20 protein-coding genes, 1 tRNA gene and 2 pseudogenes are annotated in these 24,414 nt (G+C 37.0%); 19 read left to right on the forward strand and 4 right to left on the reverse strand.

All coding sequences use genetic code 11. From position 1 onward, the window contains the following. The first annotated feature begins 38 nt into the window (after window positions 1-38). The 6 genes and pseudogenes from IPK35_05425 (at window position 39) to IPK35_05450 (ending at window position 3,877) form a co-directional block, all read left to right on the forward strand. The gene (locus IPK35_05425) at window positions 39-707 is read left to right on the forward strand and encodes a hypothetical protein (GenBank protein ID MBK8052718.1); all 669 of its coding nucleotides are present in this window, start codon (window positions 39-41) and stop codon (window positions 705-707) included. Between the two features lie 125 nt (window positions 708-832). Next, entirely contained in the window at window positions 833-1,135 is a 303-nt protein-coding gene (locus IPK35_05430) for a hypothetical protein (protein ID MBK8052719.1), read from the forward strand. Continuing rightward, window positions 1,136-1,570, forward strand: a pseudogene (locus IPK35_05435) (response regulator). It abuts the gene before it with no gap. A gap of 585 nt (window positions 1,571-2,155) precedes the next feature. Next, on the forward strand, window positions 2,156-2,908 hold the full coding sequence (locus tag IPK35_05440) for a response regulator transcription factor (protein ID MBK8052720.1): 753 nt from the start codon (window positions 2,156-2,158) through the stop codon (window positions 2,906-2,908). A 15-nt stretch (window positions 2,909-2,923) separates the two neighbouring features. Next, window positions 2,924-3,649, forward strand: coding sequence for a hypothetical protein (locus IPK35_05445; protein MBK8052721.1), 726 nt, complete (start codon window positions 2,924-2,926; stop codon window positions 3,647-3,649). 3 nt (window positions 3,650-3,652) lie between these two features. After that, window positions 3,653-3,877 carry a hypothetical protein gene (locus IPK35_05450; protein ID MBK8052722.1) on the forward strand — a complete coding sequence of 75 codons (225 nt, stop codon included), beginning with the start codon at window positions 3,653-3,655 and terminating at the stop codon, window positions 3,875-3,877. A gap of 172 nt (window positions 3,878-4,049) precedes the next feature. Here the strand turns inward: IPK35_05450 and IPK35_05455 are convergent, their stop codons facing one another. After that, window positions 4,050-5,117 carry a DUF4056 domain-containing protein gene (locus tag IPK35_05455; protein ID MBK8052723.1) on the reverse strand — a complete coding sequence of 356 codons (1,068 nt, stop codon included), beginning with the start codon at window positions 5,115-5,117 and terminating at the stop codon, window positions 4,050-4,052. 348 nt (window positions 5,118-5,465) lie between these two features. Here IPK35_05455 and IPK35_05460 point away from each other — a divergent pair, with 348 nt between their 5' ends. The 4 genes from IPK35_05460 (at window position 5,466) to IPK35_05475 (ending at window position 8,334) form a co-directional block, all read left to right on the forward strand. Further along, on the forward strand, window positions 5,466-6,251 hold the full coding sequence (locus IPK35_05460; GenBank protein MBK8052724.1) for a hypothetical protein: 786 nt from the start codon (window positions 5,466-5,468) through the stop codon (window positions 6,249-6,251). A gap of 204 nt (window positions 6,252-6,455) precedes the next feature. Further along, complete coding sequence (locus IPK35_05465) at window positions 6,456-7,178, forward strand: DNA alkylation repair protein (GenBank protein ID MBK8052725.1); 723 nt, start codon at window positions 6,456-6,458, stop codon at window positions 7,176-7,178. 61 nt (window positions 7,179-7,239) lie between these two features. Continuing rightward, on the forward strand, window positions 7,240-7,563 hold the full coding sequence (locus IPK35_05470; GenBank protein MBK8052726.1) for a TfoX/Sxy family protein: 324 nt from the start codon (window positions 7,240-7,242) through the stop codon (window positions 7,561-7,563). A gap of 120 nt (window positions 7,564-7,683) precedes the next feature. After that, complete coding sequence (locus tag IPK35_05475; protein ID MBK8052727.1) at window positions 7,684-8,334, forward strand: lysoplasmalogenase; 651 nt, start codon at window positions 7,684-7,686, stop codon at window positions 8,332-8,334. Between the two features lie 254 nt (window positions 8,335-8,588). On the opposite strand, the gene IPK35_05480 is transcribed toward IPK35_05475, so the two are convergent. Further along, a complete protein-coding gene (locus tag IPK35_05480; protein ID MBK8052728.1) occupies window positions 8,589-9,758 on the reverse strand; it encodes an aminotransferase class I/II-fold pyridoxal phosphate-dependent enzyme in 1,170 nt (389 codons plus the stop codon). 205 nt (window positions 9,759-9,963) lie between these two features. Between IPK35_05480 and IPK35_05485 the strand changes: the two genes are divergently transcribed. The 4 genes from IPK35_05485 (at window position 9,964) to IPK35_05500 (ending at window position 14,445) form a co-directional block, all read left to right on the forward strand. Further along, on the forward strand, window positions 9,964-12,129 hold the full coding sequence (locus tag IPK35_05485) for a sodium-translocating pyrophosphatase (GenBank protein MBK8052729.1): 2,166 nt from the start codon (window positions 9,964-9,966) through the stop codon (window positions 12,127-12,129). A 433-nt stretch (window positions 12,130-12,562) separates the two neighbouring features. Then, window positions 12,563-13,333, forward strand: a complete 771-nt coding sequence (locus IPK35_05490) for a hypothetical protein (protein ID MBK8052730.1) — start codon at window positions 12,563-12,565, stop codon at window positions 13,331-13,333. A gap of 42 nt (window positions 13,334-13,375) precedes the next feature. After that, window positions 13,376-14,260, forward strand: coding sequence for a lipoyl synthase (gene lipA, locus IPK35_05495; protein ID MBK8052731.1), 885 nt, complete (start codon window positions 13,376-13,378; stop codon window positions 14,258-14,260). A gap of 111 nt (window positions 14,261-14,371) precedes the next feature. Continuing rightward, window positions 14,372-14,445 (forward strand) — tRNA-Asn (locus IPK35_05500). Window positions 14,446-14,709: 264 nt separating this feature from the next. On the opposite strand, the pseudogene IPK35_05505 reads toward IPK35_05500, so the two are convergent. After that, window positions 14,710-14,952: pseudogene (locus IPK35_05505) on the reverse strand (transposase). Between the two features lie 449 nt (window positions 14,953-15,401). On the opposite strand from IPK35_05505, the gene IPK35_05510 reads away from it, so the two are divergent. The 5 genes from IPK35_05510 to IPK35_05530 all read left to right on the forward strand — a co-directional run bounded on the left by IPK35_05510 (window position 15,402) and on the right by IPK35_05530 (window position 21,252). After that, window positions 15,402-16,376: a polyprenyl synthetase family protein gene (locus IPK35_05510; protein MBK8052732.1), complete on the forward strand. Its 975-nt coding sequence runs from the start codon at window positions 15,402-15,404 to the stop codon at window positions 16,374-16,376. Window positions 16,377-16,379: 3 nt separating this feature from the next. Further along, on the forward strand, window positions 16,380-17,252 hold the full coding sequence (locus IPK35_05515; GenBank protein ID MBK8052733.1) for an aldose 1-epimerase family protein: 873 nt from the start codon (window positions 16,380-16,382) through the stop codon (window positions 17,250-17,252). Between the two features lie 163 nt (window positions 17,253-17,415). Beyond that, on the forward strand, window positions 17,416-17,601 hold the full coding sequence (locus IPK35_05520; GenBank protein MBK8052734.1) for a hypothetical protein: 186 nt from the start codon (window positions 17,416-17,418) through the stop codon (window positions 17,599-17,601). Between the two features lie 532 nt (window positions 17,602-18,133). Next, a complete protein-coding gene (locus tag IPK35_05525; protein ID MBK8052735.1) occupies window positions 18,134-18,958 on the forward strand; it encodes an Abi family protein in 825 nt (274 codons plus the stop codon). A gap of 236 nt (window positions 18,959-19,194) precedes the next feature. Then, window positions 19,195-21,252 carry an AAA family ATPase gene (locus IPK35_05530; GenBank protein MBK8052736.1) on the forward strand — a complete coding sequence of 686 codons (2,058 nt, stop codon included), beginning with the start codon at window positions 19,195-19,197 and terminating at the stop codon, window positions 21,250-21,252. Here the strand turns inward: IPK35_05530 and IPK35_05535 are convergent, their stop codons facing one another. Further along, window positions 21,253-24,192 carry a DNA polymerase III subunit alpha gene (locus IPK35_05535; GenBank protein ID MBK8052737.1) on the reverse strand — a complete coding sequence of 980 codons (2,940 nt, stop codon included), beginning with the start codon at window positions 24,190-24,192 and terminating at the stop codon, window positions 21,253-21,255. Window positions 24,193-24,414 lie beyond the last annotated feature (222 nt).

Consider the following 24,414-nt stretch of genomic DNA (forward strand, 5'->3'; position numbering starts at 1 on the left):
TTGGATTGGTTTTTTTATTGAGTTCGTTTTTAGAAAAAATGAATGTAACAAAGGACAATTTTATTTTACCCTTGTATATTTCAGTATTAGGTATAGTATTGCTTCCATTTGAATACCGAGCGAATATATATTTACTTGCCACAGAGTTTCAAATCATGACTGCCATGCAAAGGCTCTTGTGGAGAAAATTTATAAAAACATGGTATTTTGGCATATTGATATTGATGGTCATCATTTGGCGTACTTATTTCAAAATGGAATTGATTTTAATGCCAGTTTGGTATGCTGCTTATGATTTTATAGGACTCAATTACCAAAAAATGAGTTGGAAAGGTAAATTGCCAGTTTACCTAAGTGGAATAACTATATTTTATTATGAATGTCTGCTTATAGGACATACCTTGATACCTGGAGAAGCTAAATACAAAGAAATTAAAGTATGGTTTTCAAATCTGATTGTGCTGCTTTTTATGACCTTTTTTACTACTGGTCTGATAGCTGTTTTTCAGAAAGAGTTTATAGGAATGACTGTAAATAACCTATGGCCATATATTCCCATTTCTTTGATAGTCTTTACATTTTTTTATGTTCCTTTACGTTGGGTTGAAGTCATCTCTGACATGATAGATTGTCAAAATATTTGGCAACTTTGGTTGTTTTGGATCAGTACTTTTACAGGGATGATTTTGATGTTTATAAAAACATGATTGAGGAAAAATTTAAAACTGCAGACCAGCATTTGCCCGTTTTACTTCAATAATTTACCGTTTTACTGCGATATACTTTTAAACAACATTCCAAACAGTAACTTTGATAGAAAATTAGATTTACAATGGGTATTCTTCTTATGTTTTTCATGGTTTGTCTTATTATTTATGCAGTATTGGTGACTCATGGTATCTATTTTCTATCCAATATGGTCATCATCAAATGGCTGGGATTAGCAATGTCACAAAAACTACTTTGGATCGTTGTTAATACCTTATTGTGGCTTTTCTCCATTCGTTTTATATATTTCCTGCTACTGGATTCCAAAGGTGGTACCCCAAATATGGAAGCTATTTGGAAGTTTTATATGGTAATTGCTACCGTCTTATTTTTAATTGTATTTTTGTTGGGATATAAATCCAAGTAAATTTTGAGTCAAACATCCATTTTATATCTTGACGATGAAGATGATAATCTGATTGCCTTCAGGGCTGTATTCAGGCGATCGTATACAGTCTATACCACTACTTCAGTAGCTGAAGCCAGGGAGTATTTAAAAAACTATTCTATACAAATCATCATTAGCGATCAAAGAATGCCTGGTATGACAGGTGTGGAGTTTCTTACAGAAGTATCAGTAACATATCCTGATGTGCTCAGAATGATCATGACTGGTTATACTGATATGCAATCTATCATTGACGCCATCAATAAGGGTAAAATTTATTATTATATCTCTAAGCCCTGGAAATTTGAAGAACTAAAGATTATTCTTGAAAACGCCATTGAAACTCAAAAACTGAGAGATCAAAATATTACATTGATCCAAGAGAATCATGATTTGATCAAAAAGTCCTTGGAATTTGAAAAATCGCAGCTACAGGCCCAACTCGAAGTACTCAAAAATCAGGTCAATCCGCATTTTTTGTTTAATTGTCTGAATACACTCGCATCTTTAATTACTTCTGATCCGGACGCAGCCGTACGTTACACCACCAAATTCTCAAAACTGTATCGTATGTCTATAGAGCATAGTGATGAAAAGCTAATCGGCCTTGAAAAAGAATTGGAATTTTTAAATGCATATATTTTTCTTCAAAAAATCAGGTATAATGAAAATCTTAGAATCCTTTTCGATATCAATAACCCACAATCTTATTTTATCCCACCTTTTGCATTACAACTTTTGGTAGAAAATGCTCTAAAACATAATGTAGTTTCAAAAGAGAAACCATTGGAAATTTTTATAATTCAAAAGAATGATAAAATAGCCGTTACAAATGAAATTCAAAGGAGACAATCGAGCGAACCATCTACGGGAACCGGCTTGAAAAACCTTATGGAGCGCTTTACACTACTAACTGGAAAAGGAATACAAGTCAATAATGACGGTCAAAAATTTGAAGCAATAGTTCCACTAATTTTAGAGATTTAAACCATGAGCACCATTAAAGTATTGATTGTAGAAGACGAAATTCCAGCTCAGGATCTCCTTGTGAGAACATTAAAAATAGTGGAACCATCCATAGAAATCGTGGGCAAAGCAGATAGTATTCAAACAGCGGCTGAATGGTTAAAATTAAATTCGGCAGATTTAATTTTTATGGATATTCAATTGAATGATGGGCTTAGTTTTTCTATTTTTGAGCAGGTACAAATACATACACCTGTGATATTTACAACCGCTTATGATGCTTACGCTATTAAAGCTTTTAAGGTAAACAGCATAGACTATCTTTTAAAACCGATTGATGAAGACGATCTCAGAATAGCAATCAACAAATACAAAAATATCACCAATTCTACATTGATACTAAATATTTCGGATCTTAAGAAAACACTGAGTCTTTCAGAAAAAACTTATCAGCAAAGATTTATAGTGCATCGGGGAGAAAAATTATTGAGTGTCACGGTGGATCAGATAGCTTACTTCGAAGGTGAAGACAGATATGTATATTTAGTGACTAAAGATGCTAAAAGATTCATCATTGACTACAAATTGGCAGAGGTGGAAACGGTTTTGGACCCTAAGTCTTTTTATCGATTAAACCGAAGTTTTATTTCCAGGTTTGAGGCCATCGACGGCATGATCAATCTCAGCAAAAGTCGTGTTAAAGTCAGCCTGAATCCACCTGCAAAAAGAGATGTAATCGTAAGCAGTGAAAATAATCAGGATTTTAAAAGATGGTTAAACTCATAATAATAAAGTTAGGTTTTGAAAAATATTCAATATTCTTTATTTCTTGAAAGTACTGACGGCTTATTTAAAATATTAGGCTTGTTTTTACTATTAATCACGTTATACATATACCCTAAAATCCCCGGTAAAGGTCAAAAAGCAGAAGATTTCATCCCAAAAGGATATAAAATCATAAAACAGGTCAAAGGGCATCTAAACGGAGATAACATCATAGATCAGGCTGTTATTATCGAATCTCAAAAATGTATCGACGGGCTTAAAGAGACAGATCACACACAAAAACCAAGGATACTTTTTGTAGTCACAGGTACGAAAAAATCGGGTTACATGCTTAGTGTTCAATCCAATGAATCTGTCATGCTCGATGATGATGGTGGTTTACTAGGTGACCCGCTTGAAGACATGTATATTTTGGACAGCAATCTGCACATCACTTATTATGGTGGCAGTCGTGAAAGGTGGTTGTATGATTACAAATGGAAATTGCATGGTGAAAAATGGTTGCTGGCAGGTGCTGCATATACTACAATGGACCCTGTAGAAAATATAAAAACAAGCTTTAATTTTAATTTTATAAAAAGCACCGGAGAAAAAACGGAACAGCAATACTTGGAAGATGATGAAGTTAAGCCAAAAACAAAACCAATAATAAAACGCATCAGACCAGAAAAAAAAGAACTTATGATGCTGGACAATTTTCGATTTGGACAAAATATGGTCTATAAAGAAGTATATTTTTAGGTTATGAAAGTATTAGCAGAAAGCAACTGGGATTATATCCTGGAAGAAGATCATGAATACAATTTATTTTTTGAAGTGGTATGTGGTACAGTAGCTATTTACACCATAAAATTTATATTAAATGATATTGAAAGAGAAATTTGGTATAAGGAAGGAACCACTGGGTTAAGGCATCTGGCGTATGATGTTAGGGATTATCCGGATAGGTATTTATGCAGAAAAATATAGATTGTTAAAAGCTCTTCTTTAATACCGTCACTGAAGTTTATTTCATTTTAGCATTTGAAAAAGAAATATTCTTGTATAAACAGGATTTTATCAATATTTTACTAACAGGCAAATTGTAATTGAAAGTTTTAATGTGCGATGAAAATTGCATCGAATATCCTTATTCGATAAATCATTCAAACTGATACTTATCTATCGGATATTTTTTGCGATTTTCGGATGTGCCGTAAGATATTAATGTTTGGAAGTCACGTTGTGTAATCGTTTTGTCTTTATTTCCATCATCGGAGTCAGGCGAATTTAAAAAGATTTTCTTGTAGGGAAATCTTAAGTTTAGCTTGATCTTTATATCATAAAAATCATTTAAATCCTGACCTTTAGCTGTTTTGGTGTAGATTGGAAGACCTTTACGATGGAGCGTGGACATATCTGGCAGTAACCTTGGATATAAACTGTCTCCATATACCACAAATTCTCTTTTTAGTAAAACTTTTCCGCTAGGCATATAGGCTTTGTCCGTCCACCATATATCCTTGACAGCATTCATAGCTGCAGCAGTTTCATCCATATTTTCTACAGGAATTAGTTGCAGCAGTTTCTTGTTTAGAATCTTAGTCACAGCATCATTATAAGGAAGATCACTTCTGATTGCTTCCATACCTACATGCGCACCCATAAGATTGGAATAAGCATCTTCAACAGAAAAAGCTGAATATCCTTCTGAAATAAATGGTAAGAAAGAGTTGCCATACCAAGTAGCGATTTCATGCCAAACAGAAATATCATAAGCTATTTTACCCGCCAGTATTATGGCATCATCATCAGTAAATTCCTTTGGTATTTTTAATATCAGTTTTTTGGTACCGCCTTCTTTTCCTAATTTTAATTCAAAATGGGGATTTTCTTCCTTTTGTGCTTTATTTATCAAATTGTACACATATGCAGTCCAATCAGCAACATCCCGAACATGTGCTATATCGACAAACCCTCCATGTTGTGTATATATAATCCCATTCATCTCAGCTTTATCGCCCAGGTATTTGTGACTGCCCAACTGATCATAAGAAGTGATATCTGTAAATTTTATAAAAGACAATGCGAACATTTTTACCTCATGACCAAAGGAGCAACAGGTACGAATGATTTTGGGTGGTGCCGACTTCAAATCAATATCAGATAATTCCGGTGATTTACCAAAAAGTGATAAAGGAAGTAATAGAAAAAAAATTATATTTTTCATAGACCTAAATAACGGTCATTTCAATTATTTGTTTTATTTTTATAAATAATTGACATTTAGTTGACGTTTCAATTTTACTTTTTTTTTGGTCAACAGTAAATGTTTCATGATGATACTTATAGTATACAGAAAATATTCTGTGAAATATTTAAATCATAATGTATTGTAAATTAAATAATTATGACAGTATATTTTCTCAATCAACTTTCTGTTTGGTATAAAAAATTGATATCAAATTATTTTAGGACGGAATTGCAAAACTCCTTTTGCAGCTAATCTGTTGATATGTTCAGGGGGTATGTAGGGGTGCAATTCCCCTGTGTGACTCGATTGTTGAACAAGCTTAAAATGAAACAGACAGCTATCAAATTTCTTTTTTTGTCAAATTTTTTGTTTACGCAAGGAGACAAAAAATTCCTGACTGACTTTATGTTAGGAAGGGAATTATTGCCTGAAAATGTTTTGGACAAGTATGTGAAATATGATTTCTCAAATATTTGGCTGAAAACCGAGAACAGTCAAATTTACGGGATAATCGGAGATGATCACCAAAGAATCAGAATAAAAATATTGACTGTAAAGAAAAATTCAGAAAATACCTCTGAATATTTAGTTGTTGGAAAGTCAAATGTAAAGGAAACAATTTGTGATTTTCAGGGTATAATAAATTTGTCTGAAATTTATGAAGTCAAGGAATTGCACTTTGGAGTTGATGATTATGTAGCCAAAGGAATTAAATCACAAGGCGTATTAATTGCTGATTACGAGTTTAAAGAGAATATGGAACAAAATCATAGCGGAACTTTTAAGGGTGAACTTTACACCAAATGGTATTTGAACTCAAAAAATCAGATAGCGTATGACAATATTGAATTCATTTCAGACGGATATTTTAACAATGCTTTTGTTGGGAAATGGCAAAGTAATTCAACAGGTAATAAGAAGACATGTAATTGGGCTGATTATAGAATTCCAAATGCAAATAAAGACTTTGATATTGGGGTTGGTGAATTTTATGTGTCCGAGAAATATAGGAATAAAGGCTGGTTGGACATAGCGTTGAAAAATCAAGCCCCAAATCACGCCATTAAACGAAAAAAAAGCTTAGGGAAATCGAAAGAATGGTGGGAGTAAAGCCGGTTGCTGACAGTATGTATGTGGCGTTAGGGGGTGTAGTAGCAAGAAGGTCAAGTTTAAAACAGCTTTAATCAAAAGCAACAGTCAGGAGTGTCGGGGCATCTACTAGAATTGAAGTTATTGGAATGAGCGATAAAGAATTTGAACATTTACTCCGGAAGCGATTGAAAAAATAATTGATTTTTTAAAAACACAAATGCCATGATAGATTCTAAAGTTAAAGAAATCAGAGCCTTTTGCGAATCCAACATCAATGATGAAATTATAAAAAAGTATTCACGGTATTTCAAGGAAGGATATGATGGTTATGGAATTGATGACAAAATTTTCAAAGAGCAGATTGATAAATGGATGGAGCAATGGAATGACGAAATGACGATTGAAAGTTACTTGTCTTTAGGTGATGAGTTAATGAAAAATGGAAGATTTGATGAAAAGCACGTTGCTATAAATTTTTTAATATCACACAGACAAGAATTTTCAAAGGATACTTTTATCCGGATTGGCCATTGGTTTGATAGTGGCATTAATAATTGGGCAACTACAGATGTTTTATGCATGACTGCTTTATCAAGTCTATTATTGGATAAAGTCATCGGCTTTAATGATTTAAAAACATGGATTGATTCTGAGTCAGAATGGAAACGTAGAGCCGTGCCTGTTGCACTTGTTGAACTAGATAAGTTAACGAACGATTTAAATCCTGTTGAAGCAATAGAATTGGTTGGACCATTGATGCTTGATGATTCTGAATACGTTCAAAAAGGGATAGGTACTCTATTATGTGGAATGTGGAAAAAACATCCATCGCAGATTGAAGATTTTTTATTGAAATGGAAAGACAAGTGCGGAAGATTGATTATTCAGTATGCCACAGAGAAAATGGATAAGGAATATAGAAAGAAATTCAGTAAAACTAAATAAAGTACGGAAATGTTAACGACGTAATTTTACAATCATCACTTTTCAACTAAAATACTAACCTATGGCTTCAGACCAAAATTTTGTGGACTTTGTTATAGAACAAATCAAAGATGCAGGAGAAATAACCGCTAAAAAAATGTTTGGCGAATATGGCATTTACGCTGACGGAAAATTGTTCGGACTGATATGTGACAACAAATTATTTATCAAACCCACCATTTCGGGACGAGAATTTATCGGTAAAGTGGTTGAAGCACCACCATACGTTGGAGCAAAACCAAGTTTCCTTATAGAAGAAAAAATGGAAGACAGTAATTGGTTAAGTGAACTAATCAGAATTTCACTCAAAGAATTACCACCACCGAAACCAAAAAAGAAGAAATAAACCCCAAATGAAATGAAACATCAGAAAATAGTTACTCCGAAACTTAATTTATTTTTGCATATTTTTACCGTTTAACCTGCTTAAGCTTAAAAAAATTATCTTTGCTCCAAATTGTATCAAGTGCAAAAATATAAAGCCTTCACCCTCTGGTTTCTGTTTATTATTGTCGCCAATCTGGTATTTCTTTCATGGCATACAGAATACAGGATGGTGAGCAAGCCGCTGATCATGGGAAGCTTGATCGGGTTTTACATTGCCCATGTGACAAAACAGTCTCCTTTATTTATTTTGGCATTGATATTTGCATTGCTGGGTGATGTCTTCCTGATGTTTGATGGTGAAACTTTTTTTATGATAGGGTTGGGTTGTTTTATGGTGATGCAAATCCTGTATACGACCATGTTTCTGAAAGACAGGTCTTCTGATCTAAAAATGAATTTCATCAAATCACTTCCTGTTGTTCTTTTGGCAGGTACGATGATATTCCTGCTCTGGGAAAGTTTGGGCTCGATGCGGATTCCTGTAGCAGTATATACCATAGCTATAGCTGCGATGGTCATATCAGGGGTCATACGCAGGCAAAATATCAAGTGGTATATTCCTGTGATCGCAGGTGTCGTATTGTTTATGATCTCAGATGCCGGTATTGCCATCAATAAGTTTGCAGCACCGTTTTCAGGAGCGGATTATTTTATCATGAGTACATATATGGTAGCACAATATCTTATTGTGAGAGGGGTAGTGGAAAAAGAATTATACCTAAATATCTAAAATGAGATTCGTAGTGAGAGCTTCAAATACAATAAAATCAGCACTTTTAGCGACAAATCATACTGTGTGCAGCAAAGCTGTAGTCACCATTATGGTGCGAAGCTAAAAGTGAGCAACGCGACTGATTTTGAAGTATTTGGAGGTCGTAATAGATTATCATTTTAGATTTTTAGGTTATACTCAAAATAAATTGGTCTGCAAAAAATTCCTAAGTTAATTTACTGATTTTGAGTAGAATGAAGACATAATTTTTCTTAAAGAAAATTATCGTCTTTATATCTCAAGGCTGACAATCTTTCTCCCGCCAGATCCAAAAGCTTTTCAGTTTTGGCAAAGCAGAACCTGATGTGCCTTAGATCTGACTTTTGAGAGTAAAAAACAGATAGCGGAATGGCTGTGACTCCTATTTTTTCAGTCATCCATTTTACAAAGGAAATATCATCTTCATTGCTTATCGACGAATAGTCCACCACCTGAAAAAAAGTCCCCTCGCTCTTCAATGGTTTTAACGGGGTATTTTTGATGGTTTCTAAAAAAAAATCCCTTTTTGCCTGATAAAAATCCGAAAGATATTCATAATGCGCGGGTTCATTTAGGTATACCGACAGGGCATCCTGCATGATGCTGTTGACACAAAACACATTCCACTGGTGTATTTTACGAAATTCCTTCATCAGGTAATCCGGCCCGATGATATATCCTATTTTCCAGCCTGTAGCATGGAAGGTTTTACCAAAAGAAAATACAGCCAGGCTTCTTGAACACAATTCAGGGTACTTCAATACACTCTGATGTTTAGCCCCATCAAAAATCAGATGTTCGTACACCTCATCACTGATGATGATGATGTCAGTACCGTGGACTACACTTTGGAGAGATACCATATCATCGTCATCAAGTATGGTCGCAGAAGGGTTGTGCGGACTATTGATGATGATCATTTTTGTTTTGGGGCTGATCATGGATTTTACATGATTCCAATCTATCCTGAAATCTTCACCCACCATGGTGTAAACGACACATTTTCCACCTGCGATTTCCACAGAAGGTTTGTAAGCATCATAGGCAGGCTCAAAGATAATCACTTCATCTCCGGAATGTATAAAAGCTGTGATGGCGGTAAAAATAGCTTGTGTTGCTCCGGCAGTGATGGTTATCTCTTTCTCAGGATCAACATAGGTGCCATATGATTTCATAATTTTTCTTGAAATAGCTTCACGAAGTTTGTAGTTGCCTGGCATAGGGGCATATTGATGTATATCCTGAAAGATATTTTGATGTATGAGGTGCAATAAATTTTCCGGTGGGTTGTAATCAGGAAACCCTTGTCCCAGATTGATGGCATTGTGTTGGAGTGCCAGGGCGGACATTTCGGTAAATATTGTGACGTTTTGGGACGTAAGTTTAGAATTTATTTGCTTCATGATCTGCTTTTCTGTAATATAATAGGGTCAATTGGTTCAAAATCTAATAAATATCAATCACTAAATTTGTTTTTTTTACTATAAATTTTACTTTTGTGGCCTTTATTGATTTTTGGAAAAAGTATATTTAAGTTTCTTTTTTTGAAATTACTAAATTTATTTTTCAAACAATATTTTTAATTATTAACGACAATCACAAATTTTTATGGGACAAAATTTAATTTATTTAATTCCTGTCTTGGGTATTTTGTCATTACTTTTTACCTACTGGAAAAGCAGCTGGGTGGCAAAACAAGATGTAGGAACAGAAAAGATGGCAAGGATTGCCAAAAGTATTGCTGAAGGTGCAATGGCCTTTTTGAAGGCAGAATACAAGGTTTTGGCTATATTTGTTGCCGTAGTTGGTATCTTAATGGCAATCAGTGGCACAACAGAAGGATCTTCTCCTATAGTAGGTCTCTCATTTATAATTGGTGCTTTTTGTTCTGCTCTGGCAGGATTCATAGGCATGAAAGTAGCTACCAAAGCCAACGTCAGAACCACTAATGCTGCCCGCACAAGTCTGGGTAAGGCACTCGAAGTAGCTTTTGCCGGAGGATCTGTGATGGGAATGGGAGTAGTGGGTTTAGGCTTATTGGGACTCGGTACATTATTTATAGTATATACCAATATGGGTTGGGATATCAACAAGGTAATTACTGTACTTACCGGATTTTCATTTGGTGCTTCATCCATTGCATTGTTCGCACGTGTAGGAGGCGGTATCTATACCAAAGCTGCTGACGTAGGAGCAGACCTCGTAGGAAAGGTGGAGGCTGGTATACCGGAAGATCATCCGCTCAATCCTGCCACTATAGCAGATAATGTAGGAGACAATGTAGGCGATGTCGCAGGTATGGGAGCTGACCTTTTTGAGTCATATGTAGGAGCCATAGTCGGTACAATGGTACTTGGGGCTGTTTTTGTCGGTATTACAGGTTTTGAAAGCACCAATGATTTCGGTGGACTAAATGCTATTTTGCTTCCATTGGTACTTTCAGGGGTAGGTATTTTGACATCGATTCTGGGTACATTTTTTGTAAAGGTTGTAGAAGGTGGAGATCCGCAAAAAGCACTCAACAGAGGTGAATTTATATCAGCAGGATTGATGTTGGCAGCCACATTTTTTATAGTAAAATGGATGCTTCCTGAATCATGGTCAGATGCTGCAGGAGTTACATTTACTTCAATGGGAGTATTTTGGGCAGTCATTATAGGTCTTGTGGCCGGTCTTGCCATAGGAATCATCACAGAATTTTATACAGGAACAGGTACAAAACCCGTAAAATCCATCGTCAACCAGTCTATTACAGGGGCAGCAACCAACATCATAGCAGGTCTGGGAGTTGGTATGATGTCTACAGCATTACCTATCTTGGTATTGGCTGCCGGTATTATAGGTGCGCATTATTTTGCAGGCTTGTACGGTATCGCCATTGCTGCAGTAGGTATGCTCTCCAACCTTGGTATTCAGCTTGCTGTAGATGCTTATGGTCCTATCTCTGACAATGCCGGAGGTATAGCAGAAATGGCTGATTTGCCTAAAGATGTACGACAAAAAACAGATAAGCTCGACGCTGTAGGAAATACTACTGCAGCTATCGGCAAGGGTTTTGCGATAGGCTCTGCTGCCTTGACGGCACTAGCACTTTTTGCGGCTTACATGACCACTACCGGATTGACATCTATAGACGTTGCAAATCCTGTCGTTATGGCAGGACTACTGATAGGATCTATGCTGCCATTTTTGTTTTCAGCTATGGCGATGAATGCGGTAGGTCGTGCAGCTATGGACATGATACAGGAAGTGAGAAGACAATTTGCTGATATTCCTGAGTTGAAAGCAGCACTTGCAGTCATGAAAAAGAATGACGGCTCAGAATATAAGACCTGGTCTGATAGCGACAAATCCACATTTGATGCCGCTGATGGCAAAGCAGAATATGGCAAGTGTGTGGAAATATCCACAAATGCTTCGATCAGAGAGATGGTGTTGCCAGGATTACTTGCTGTAATTTCGCCTGTGATCATCGGATTTGCAGGAGGTGCAGAAATGCTCGGTGGATTATTGGCTGGTGTTACTTCTTGCGGCGTGCTGATGGCTATCTTCCAGTCAAATGCAGGAGGCGCATGGGACAATGCTAAAAAAATGTTTGAAGAGGGAGTAGAAATTCAGGGTAAAATGTATTACAAAGGGTCAGATCCGCATAAAGCCACTGTAGTGGGAGATACGGTAGGGGATCCGTTTAAGGACACATCAGGACCATCACTCAATATCCTTCTTAAGTTGATTTCTGTAGTAGCTTTGGTATTGGCACCACTGCTTTCTTAAGATAAAACATTTTTTATACCAAACAGAAAATTGATTGATAAAATTTATAATCATAATTATTTAATTTGCAATACATTATGATTTAAATTTTTCGCAGAATATTTTCTGTTCACTTTAAAATATCAAAAGCCTTCTGTAGTTCAATTATGGAAGGCTTTTTCTTTTTTTTGAGTGTGTATAACAAATTGCACTTTTTCAGTGTTCTTTTTAATAAATGGTAGAAACGTGGTTGAATTGGGCGGGTCGTCCCTTCAGGGATTGAGGGTAGCGATTAAGGAAATTTTAATTCGTGCAGTTTGTTATACACACTTTTTTTAAGTATTTCACAGCATTTCAAACTTTTTGATGTATTTTTGTTTAAAAATATAACTATCACCATTTTCATTCTGATATGCATGTAATATTTAGAATATCATTTTCAGTACTCTTCGCGATGTTTTGTCTTTTAGATGCATCGACTCAAAAGTCGTTTCAACCTAAACAAGTGGAATTCGAATGGAAAGGAATCGTATACAGAAATGAAACTACGCTAAAAGGGACACTACACACAAATGGATATAGTATAGCTTACAATAAAGGCAAAATAAAATCTTACTATAAAACCAACTATTATCACATTGAACTCGGGCATATTTCTGATCCCAGAGAACAAAAGCAAAATAAAAATATACCTTATCAGTTCAGTAAAATCAGCAGATCATTTAAGTTTGGCAAACAAAACAGTCTTTATGTAATTCGAGCCGGCAAAGGGACAAAAACCCTTCTCACAGACAAAACAAAAAGAAAAGGGGTAGCAATCGGTTATAATTATGAAGCAGGACCAGCAATCGCCATTCTGAAGCCATATTATCTGGAGTTGATTTATGGAGTAGAGCGGAATGGGAAATTCCTCAATGAACTTAAAGAAGAAAAATTGAACGACTCCAATGCGGACAAGTTTCTTGATTATAACTTTATTTTTGGAGGTGGATCGCCTGGCAGTGGTTGGAAAAATATAAGTGTAGCACCCGGAATTCAAGGGAAACTCGGTCTGTTTTTTTCACTCGGTGCTTTTGAACAATATGCAAAATCAATTGAAGTAGGCATCATGGGAGACATCTATACCCGGAAAATTCCAATTATGGTTGAAACAGAAGCCATAAGCTCCAAGCCCTACTTTATAAACTTTTATGCAACTATAGAGTTTGGTAAGAGAACAAATTAATTTTTGATTAAAAGTTTAAATCCTCTAAAATAGCCTTCTATTGTGATAGAATTACCTATAATTTCTGAATTGCCTTCAATTGCTCAAAAGAAGTCAAAAAAACCCGATTGGTTACGGGTTAAATTACCTATAGGCGAAGATTATCGCAAAGTCAGGACTCTGGTCGATCAATATAAACTTCACACCATATGTCAGAGTGGCAATTGCCCCAATATGGGAGAATGCTGGGGAGCGGGCACCGCTACATTTATGATTTTAGGCAATGTATGTACACGCAGTTGCTCGTTTTGTGCTGTTAAAACAGGTCGTCCCCCTGAATATGATGAGGACGAGCCACGCAGAGTTGCAGAAGCTATCTTTCTTATGGGTGTAAAACACGCCGTCATTACCTCAGTCAATAGAGACGAGCTCAAAGACAGAGGTGCTGAAATCTGGCACCAGACGGTCGTGAAGGTAAAAGAAATATCGCCCGAAACCACTATAGAAACCTTGATTCCCGATGTCAAAGCAAGCTGGGATGCCCTGGAAAGGATGATCAGTGCCGGACAGGAAGTAGTATCTCACAATATGGAAACCGTACAGGAACTATACCGGAATGTTCGCCCGCAGGCAAGATATGAGCGCTCACTGGAACAGATCAGCCGCACGAAAGCATACGGCAAAAGGACAAAATCTGGCATTATGGTGGGATTGGGAGAAACCAGAGATCAGGTATACAAAATTATGGATGATCTGGTAGCCCATGGCTGTGATGTTTTCACTATAGGACAATACCTTCAACCAACAAAGATGCACATCGAGGTAGCGGAGTTTATACATCCTGATATATTTGCCATGTACAAGGAAGAAGGACTGAGCCGTGGATTTATGTATGTAGAAAGCAGTCCATTAGTGAGGAGTAGTTATCATGCTGAAAGACATTTGTAAAAGTTTTTCATGAAAAAATCATACAATTAATTGCGAAGTTAAACGAAGAATTGTACATTTGCACCGCATTTGAAAAAAATATAAAGATATTACCAGAACTCAATCTCAAATGCCTCCTTAGCTCAGTCGGTTAGAGCGACGGACTGTTAATCCGCAGGTCCCAGGTTCAAGTCCTGGAGGGGGCGCAAAGCCTGATCGATATTTTTCGGTCAGGCTTTCTTGTTTTATAGCTGGTTATTTTATTGTTTCTTACTTTAGAGCGTGAGAAGGAAACACGTCAGGGGAAGACCCATTGTTGGGAATAATTAGGGTCTGCTGAATATGTCTTAAGATCATCCGATTGCCTGAACCATCTGGGACCGCCCAGCGTAAAACGATAATAAAAATTGATTTGTCTGCAAGTTACAATTTTGCTTCAAAGCACTTAGTATGTTTTGTATCAGGCAATACAGTGCTACCCCAGCCAACTTGACCAGGTTGAGCACCAGTATGATGGTGGAAATCCATGATTCACTCGTTGAAGTCAGCATGGCTCTTATCTTGTCAAAACCATAACCCCGCTTTGCCTGACCAAACTTGCCCTCTATGGGATTTCTTTCTCCGGGTCTTACTTGATTTGACAATGCCTTCGGTCTTCCTAATGGTTTTGCTCGTAACTCTATGCCCTGCTCTTTTAGAAAGTTTCGGAATTGATGTCCGAAACTTATATGAAAACGGTGGAATGGTGCATTGTGTGACTCAGCAACAACCACAATAAAGAAGTAGTGTGCTAAAAAAGCAGAATCATATACCAACTTTCTCCAGTCAACAGGAAGATGTGAAGAATATCATGAAATGAATAATAGCCTTGGCAAATAAAAAATCTTAAACCTGATAACTATGCATAGAACCAAAATACAAATTTATGGTTAACTATGAATGCATTTCATTTTTTCGTCCTTTGCTCGACTTCTTATCAAGTTTCGTTTGTACATCGTATCTACGATGCAATGTACTCAGGCATCATGTCTGAATTGCGAAATAAAAAAATGATGATGATTACTGTGAAGCAAAAAAATGAAATACACCCTTAACTATTAACCGTTTACTATTTTAAGGGAAAGTCGTACATTGTGCCTTCATAACAGCACGACCCAAATTTATGGCATCAGAGCTTGATAAAATAAAAGAACCAGTCAAAGCAGAGCTTGAAGATTTTGAAAAATACTTTAAAGACTCCATGAAAAGCTCAGTGCCACTGCTGGACAAAATCACTTACTATATCGTCCAGAAAAAAGGGAAACAGGTCAGGCCGATTCTCGTTTTTCTGTCAGCAAGGATGTTTGGTAGAACGTCCGAATCAACAAGCGTAGCTGCTGCCTTGATAGAGCTATTGCACACTGCAACATTGGTTCATGATGATGTAGTAGATGATTCTTATCAAAGAAGAGGTTATTTTTCAGTCAATGCATTATGGAAAAATAAGATTGCTGTTTTAGTGGGAGATTTTTTGCTGTCGCAGGGTATGAATATAGCCCTGGAATCCGGCAATTATCAACACCTTCATACAGTATCCAAAGCCATAAAACAAATGGCTGAGGGCGAACTTCTCCAGATTGAAAAAGCCAGAAAACTGGACATCGACGAAAAAGTGTACTATGAAATTATCCGACAGAAGACTGCTACCTTGATAGGTGCTGCTTGTTCTGCAGGTGCAGCATCTGCCACTGAAGATCAGGCAATAGTCAGAAAAATGTGGACTTTTGGGGAAAAACTGGGTATAGCCTTTCAGATAAAAGATGATCTGTTTGACTACGGTGATGAGTCAATAGGTAAACCCCGAGGCATAGACATCAAGGAAAAAAAAATGACATTGCCCCTGATATATGCCTTGAACAAAGCGGAAAAATCATTAAAAAATAAAATCATCCATCACATCAAAACTGATAGTACCAATGAGTCCAAAATCAAGGAAGTGATTGACTTTGTAAAATCTATGGGCGGCCTGGAGTATGCTCAGGAAGCCATGATAAGATATCAGAATGAAGCTTTGGAAATCATCCAATCATTTCCTCAAAGTGAAAGCAGAGATCGTATGGTTGATTTAGTGTACTTTTTTACTAACAGAAAATCATAATCGATGCATCATACTATCCAAAATGACTTTTTGAAGGTGGAGATTGCAGAAGAAGGAGCTGAACTGCAAAGTATCATAGTCAAAAATACAGGTAAAGAACATCTGTGGCAAGGTGACACCACTTTCTGGCCAAGACGAGCACCGCTGCTATTTCCGATAGTAGGCAGATTGAAAAATGATACTATGACTTTCAAAGGAAATGAGTACAATATGCATCAACATGGTTTTGCCAGAGACCTGCATTTCAGTGTTGAAAAAATGACAGATCAAAGTATCCTCTTAACAAGTGCAAGTAGTCCGGAAACAAGACAAAAATATCCCTTTGACTGGAAGTTGGATTGTAGTTATGAGCTCGATGGCAACATGCTGAAAGCTTCTGCATCAGTAACAAATACTTCTTCTTCAGATTTGATGTATTTTAGCATTGGATTTCATCCGGGGTTTGTATTGCCTATGGATGGAGGATTGACTTTTGATGAATATCAGTTGTATTTCAATAAAGATCACTCAGCCAAAAGGTGGAAAATCGAAGGAGCACTGATCGGTGACGAATTATCAAACAACACCATCAATGACTATCATATACAATTGTCATATGCTTTATTTGAGACGGACGCACTCGTTTTTAAAGGCTTAAAGAGTGATGAGATCATCATTAAAAACTCAAAATCGGATTCAAGACTACATTTTACCTTTCAAAATTTCCCTTTTTTGGGTATCTGGACGAAGCCCGAAGCACCTTACCTTTGTCTCGAGCCCTGGCACGGGATTGCAGACAGCATATGTCACAACGGGGATTTCACCGTCAAAGAAGGTATCCAGACACTTGATCCCAACAATACTTTTCAATGCGGGTATGGGGTGGGTTTCCATTAATTCAATGTGTTTCAATGAAGTTCAAAGAGTTCAATGAAGGAAGTAAACGATATGATGTATCAAAAACTTTATTGTTGATCTGAAGAACCGAAAATTCGCACAGTACTTGGTATTCTGAACTAAATTTTACCTTATTTTATTATTAATTTTAAACCAAATAAATATGGTAGAAGGTATAGTTTATATAACCGACGAGAAGGCAGAAAAGAAATTTGTACAAATCGATCTTGAAAAATATGGTGATCTGTGGCCAGATTTTTTAGACATCATAATCGCCCACTCCCGTAAAAGCGATAAGAAAGTAGCATTTAATGATGTGAAAAAACTTGTACTTGATGGTTCTTTATGAAATTGTCTTTAGTGAGGGTGCTGTAAAAGACTTGTATATCTTTAATCTAAATTATTTTCTATGCCCCATTCGTAATTCACTCATTCGTAATTCGTAATTAAACCTCAATACCTCCCATCCTTAATAAAAGGCAGCTTCTCCATCTTGCTCACTTCCAGATCGCAAAGCCAAAACCATCCACTACCTTGCCTAGTACGGCATAGCAACCTTTGCCCTGAAATGCATAAGCTTTCAGGCTCGGAGGGAAATGTACGGTGGCAAAGAAGCATTTTCACAAAAGCAAACGGTAAAATTTTAAAAAATTCTCAATTAATTAAAAAAATACCCTTATCTTTGCATTATCAATACCTCCCGGACCTCTCTCGTCTTTGACGATGATGTGCATTTTTGGGGGGTTTTCTTTTTTTATACTTTTGTGATGGCAAAGCAAAATAAACTATCATACAATAAGCTACCCAAATCCTTTGAAAATCAGGTAAAACTACTAAAGTCAAGAGGACTTCATTTTGAGAATGAGAAGAAAGCGGAATAGATTCTGCAGTTTGTCAGTTACAATAGGTTAAGTAATTATTGGTATCCGTTTTTAGAAGAACCAAAGACGGAAGAAGTATTCAAACCCGAAACTTCATTTGAGTCGATATTTAGTATTTATCAATTTGATAGTGAATTACGAACACTAACATTTCAAGCTATCGAACAAATAGAAATTGCTGTAAGAACACAAATCATTTACCATTTGTCACATAAATATAATTCCGGCTTTTGGTATGAAAATTCCGGAGCATTTAAAAATTATCCTCAATATGTAAACTTTCTTTCAAAGATTACCATCAACACTGAGGAGTCAAAGCAGGAATTCATTTTAAAATACAAAGACAAATACCAACAATTTCTGCCACCATCCTGGAAAGCTTTTGAAATAGTAACTTTTAACTCACTACTCTTCATTTTGAAAAATGTAGCAGATTTTAAAGATATTATCCCTGTGGCCAGAAGCTTTGGATTGAATCATGAAGTTTTCATTTCATGGGTAGAAACTTTAGTGTATATCCGGAATATTTGTGCGCATCATAGTCGATTGTGGAATATAATTTTGACGATTAGTCCTACATGGCCAAAAAGCACATCAAAAAATTGGGTAGATAGATGGGAAAATATTCCATCGAAAACTAACACAAGAGACAAGGTGTTAAAAACATATGCCGTATTCTGTATGATAGCATATTTGCATAGTCACATTAATCCATATAGTAATTTCAAAGCTAAGTTGAAAAAGTTAATTGAAGAATTTACAGAAGTAGATATTAAATATATGGGATTTCCAGAAAATTGGGAAACACAACCTTTATGGAAGTGAATTTTAGAAGTTACATAACCATTAGCATGAACTTTATAAAAAAATATTTCCCAAATCTAATTGTAATATTGCTCCCATTTTTGTTAGAGCAAAAGTCATTGTATACATTTGTTTATTGGGTCTGGGTGAAGCCAATATCGCAAAATATTTTGGATAATATCTGTATATCTGCGCTACTAATTTCAGTTATAAGTTATCTTTATTGCATCGGCTTTTTTCAACGAAAGTCTAAACTTTTGCTTACTGCTCTTTTGACTGTGATTATTATAATGGCACAGACTTGGAACTATTGGGAATTTAAGGGATATTATTGGACTATGCCATTTCTACTTTTAATCATTTATACTATTTCTGAAATAACAATTAAAAAGAAATATGAGAAAACGTCTATAACAGATGAGTTAAATCGAGATGGTTTTGCAGCGTCAATTTTGGAAGATATTAAGTTAAAAAAAGATATTGAACGCTCTTATAATTATGGTTTAGTTGGTGAATGGGGCTCAGGCAAATCATTTTTGATGGAAATGATGTATGAAAAAATGAAAAATGAGCCTAAAACATTCATTACTTACTATTTCAAACCTTGGGAAACACCCAATGAAAAAGAATTTGCTATACAAATCCTGAACGGAATCAAATCAAAATCCGAAAATTATGAATTTGAAACCAAGATCAACAAATTTCTTTCGAAGATAGAAACCGATTCAAGCGACATACTTACTAAAACATTCACAACGTTCTTCTCTTGGCTCATTTCTGATGACTCGAGTATTGATGACATTAAAAAAGACCTTTCAAACTACCTTAAAAAGAACGATAAAAGATTAGTTGTATTTTTAGACGATTTGGATAGGTTGGACCAATCAGAGATAAAAGAGTTGCTAAGATTGATGCGTAATACTTTTGATATACCATATTTGTTTTTTATTGTTGGGTATGACAGAGAATATTTAGCAAGAACCTTACGTCTTCCTTCAGTTAAGTTTGATAACTATATTTCTAAGTTTTTTCAGGTAAGAGTTGATATTCCATTATTAAATAAAGATGATCTTTTCAAGAAATATTATAGAAATGACTTATGTCTTGTTATGGACTTTGATGCAAATGACTTGGATGAAGAAAAAAAGAATAAAGAATTGATCTCGTCATTTTTTTTGGATAAAATCCAAACGCCAAGGGATTATGAAAATATTATATCTTCGTTTGACGTTGCCTTTCGAAACCTACGCGATAACTGTGATTGGTTTACATTATTTCAACTTGAGATACTAAGACATAAAGAGTACGACAAATATATCGAAGCGAAAAGTGGGAATTATAATTATACAGGATCAGAAGTCTTGAAACAAGCATATGGAAAGTATCCAATAAGCGATATAAAGTATCGTCACAAGTACTTTTCTTTGGTCAATGCAGCTTATGAGATTGACCAAAGAGAACTTGATAAAATCCTTTCAGAGAATGACTTAACCATTGTTGAAGAAAAATTTGAAAAATGGCTGAAGGATGGGAAATATGATGATTTAGATAAAAAATTAAAGTACTACTTTAACAATTCTGACAATTTTATTGACCCTGACTTACTTCTACTCATAGATAGTAAGATGGCAAGTGGACCTTATTCACGACATAGTGTATATAATCCTATATTAGAATATTTACTACGAATTTTAAAACACTTAAATATACCTGATTTTCATTACATTGCAGGAATTCATAGTAAGTTAGACAATGCGAGTAAGTTAGACAATGCCAATATTAGTCGCAATATTTCATATTTTTTAGTAGATCATATTTATAATAATGAATTGTGTAATGAAATTATTGAAAAGTTTAACTCACTAATAGTGACAAATCAATATTATGATAATCAACTTTTTTACTTTTTACAAAATGTTGAAGTTATGCAACAAAACTTTATTGATAGAGATATTTATAGAGAATCTTTCGAAAATTATTTGAATTTCAAAAATAATTTCAAAGGAAAAATTGATCCAATTTTAACTAATTTTGCTAGAACCGATATAGTAGAATTTCTTCAAAATTTTAGTGCGCCCATACCAAATCCTCGTGGCCCTCTATACTCCATTTATGATGATCTTGTACCCAAATTGATCAGTTATGATGATGTTTTAAAATTGCTTATTAAAGAAAAACAAACTGATTCAGTTAAAGAATTAGTTGATTTTGTTTCAAAGTTAAAGCAGGTTGAATTAGATTATCCTCAAGGTTATTCTGTTTTTGTCCAAAACTTTACATTTAGACATAACGAAAAAATTATTGATAAATCTTAATCAATACCTCCCATCCTTCACAAAAGGCAACTTCTCCATCTTGCTCACTTCCAGGCTCGCGAAGCCGAAGTCATCGACTACCTTGCCTAGTACGATGTAGCAACCTTTACCCTGAAATGCGTAAGCTTTCAGACTAGGTGGGAAGTGTACCGTGTCAAAGAAGTGTCCATCTACGTCGGTCATCGTACCGAAATTCATGAGATCGCCTTTGGAGGTGGTGACCCACTTGCGACAGACGTAGTAGCCGACCATACGGACGGTCTTGCCGATGTAGTCTTTCATTTGGGTGGCTCTGATGTCTCCGCGGAACTTCGTCTGGAGCAGGTCAAAGGGATTGCAGAGCGGAAATCCGAGCAGCTCTATCTCGTCGAAAGATTGCTCGTGCTCGGTCTCTGAGAGTATAGGTAGCGTGAAATTTTCCATCTCTGTGTCGAAGAGCATCTCCCCGGCATAGGCGTGTTTGATGAGCGGATTGTGGACAGCATTTTTTTCCCACATAAGTTCGTACTTGTTCATCCCTGTGAAGCGGAAAGCACCGATGCGGATGAGGATTTCGAGTTGCTCTTTGGAGATATTGATGCGATGGGTAAAGTCCTTGAGGCTGCGGTAATCGCCATGTATCTGGCGCTCTTCGACGATGGCGTGGGCGAGTTTTTGCTCCAGGTTGGCGAGGTGGACGAAACCAATGTAGATCGTGGTACCATAGATATTGGTGAGGTAGGTAGAGTTATTGACGCAGGGTGCTTCTATCTTGGCACCACACATACGGGCTTCGTGGACGTACTGCTCCGTACTGTAGAATCCACCAAAATTATTGATCACGGCGGTCATAAATTCGAGCGGAAAATAGGTCTTGAGATAGAGACGTTGGAAAGACTCTGCCGCAGAACTCGCCGAGTGCGCCTTGCAGAAGGAATAACCACTGAAACTCTCGATCTGCCGCCACACTTCCTTGCTGAGTTCGTCGGGATAACCACGCTCTTTGCAGTTTTTAAAATATTTCTCTTGTAGTCGATAGAAGGTGTCCGAACTCTTCTTTTTACCGGTCATGATACGTCGTAGCACGTCTGATTCATCAAGATCGAGACCCGAGAAATGGTGGACGATCTTCATCACGTCTTCCTGATAGACCATGACACCATAGGTCTCGCCGAGATGCTCCTCAAATACCGGATGGAGATACGTATAGCTGTCCGGCTTATGAAAACGCTGTATGTACTCGCGCATCATACCCGACTGCGCTACGCCCGGGCGTATGATGGAGCTGGCGGCGACGAGATGTACGTAGTTATCGCATCGCAACTTGTGTAGCAGTCCACGCATGGCGGGCGACTCGATGTAAAAGCAGCCGATGCAGTGACCGGATCGGAGCTGGGTTTTGACGTTTGGGTCTTCTTTGATCTGTGCCACATTGTGTACGTCGATAGCCTTGCCCTGATTTTGTTTGACGAGATCAACGGCATCTTTGATATGGCCGAGACCACGCTGCGAGAGCACATCGTATTTGTGGTATTCGAGATCTTCAGCTCCGTACATATCGAAGTGTACGATGGGAAATCCCTTGGGCATGAGTTGTAATGCCGTGTGGTAATTGAGTGGTTTTTCGCTGATGAGTATACCGCCGGCGTGGATAGAGAGATAATTGGGAAACTTTTCGATCATCTTGCCATACTTAAAGATGTGTTTGGCAAAAGGATGATGTTTGTCCACGGCCATAGGTTCGTCCACGATGGTGTCTATGTCCGCTTTGGGTAGGCCAACCACTTTGCCGAGCTCACGGATGATGGACTTGCCCTTGAAGGTATTGTATGTGGCGAGCAAGGCCGTATGTTCTTTGCCATATCGTTTGAAGATGTAGTCGGTGACATCATCACGGTTATTCCATGAGAAGTCGATGTCAAAATCCGGTGGTGAAGACCGATGTGGATTGATAAATCGCTCAAAATACAGGTCCAGCTCCAGTGGATCTACGTCGGTGATATTGAGATTGTAGGCTACGATAGAGTTGGCTCCTGATCCGCGACCTACGTGGAAGTAACCTACAGAGTGTGCATACCTTACGATGTCCCACGTGATGAGAAAATAAGCACAGAAGCCCATCTGTTGTATGACTTTGAGTTCACGAAGTGTACGCTCCATCGCTTTTTTATGCTTATCTCCAAAGCGTCTTTTGCACCCACTGACAGCGAGTTTGGTCAGAAGTTTGAAGTCATCCGTCTCATCACCAGTGAAAGTACGACGATTGTGGAGCTTTGTTGCCTCCATCTCTGTATGGCAAGTATCCAAGATACGTTGTGTGTTGGCAATGATGTGTGGATACTGTTGGAAGACATTTTCGAGATGACCTTTTGGGTAAAATATCTCAGATGACTTGGCACAATCTTTAGGGTCAAGCTTGCCGATGACGATGTTGAGATCGATACAACGCAGCAGCTTGTGCGCCTTAAATCCATCCTCATCTGCGAAAGTCACCGGACTGAAGATGACGAGTTTGTCGGGATAATTTTTGAGATAGGATGAGTACAGATGATTGACTTCTTCGGGTCTGATGCCAGCATATTCGTAGTCACGGAGCAGCTCCACACCTTTGGGTAGTTTGCGATAGATGATGTAGCAATGGTGAAGTTCGGGAGCTTCCTTGGGCAGTGGTTCGCCTGTAAGTGAGGACTCTGTGAGCAGGGAACAAAGCTCGCGCCATCCTTCATCGTTTTTGGCTATGCCGAGATATAGAAACTCATTGTCCTGACGAAATTCTATACCAAGGATGGGTTTTATACCTTGCTCGCGACATGCACGTACAAACTGAAAAGCAGCGGAAGTATTGTTGATATCAGACATGACGAGACACTCCACGCCATAAGACTTAGCGATGCCAGGCAACTCTTCGGGAGCGAAGGTGCCGTAGCGGAGGCTGAAGTAGGAGTGACAGTTGAGATACATCGACGATAAGGTTGAGATTAAGATTGAGACTAAGAATAGGGTGACAAAATTCAGCCTAATTTTACACTTAGCTTCAAAATGTCGACTTAAACGTCAATATAATGACGATAAATCTGGCAAAGATAACAATTGCCATTAATTTATCAAATGTGAAGGATGAAATATTACCTAAAAATCTAAAATGATAATCTATTACGACCTCCAAATACTTCAAAATCAGTC

Source organism: Saprospiraceae bacterium (assembly GCA_016713025.1).
Classification (GTDB): Bacteria; Bacteroidota; Bacteroidia; order Chitinophagales; family Saprospiraceae; genus OLB9.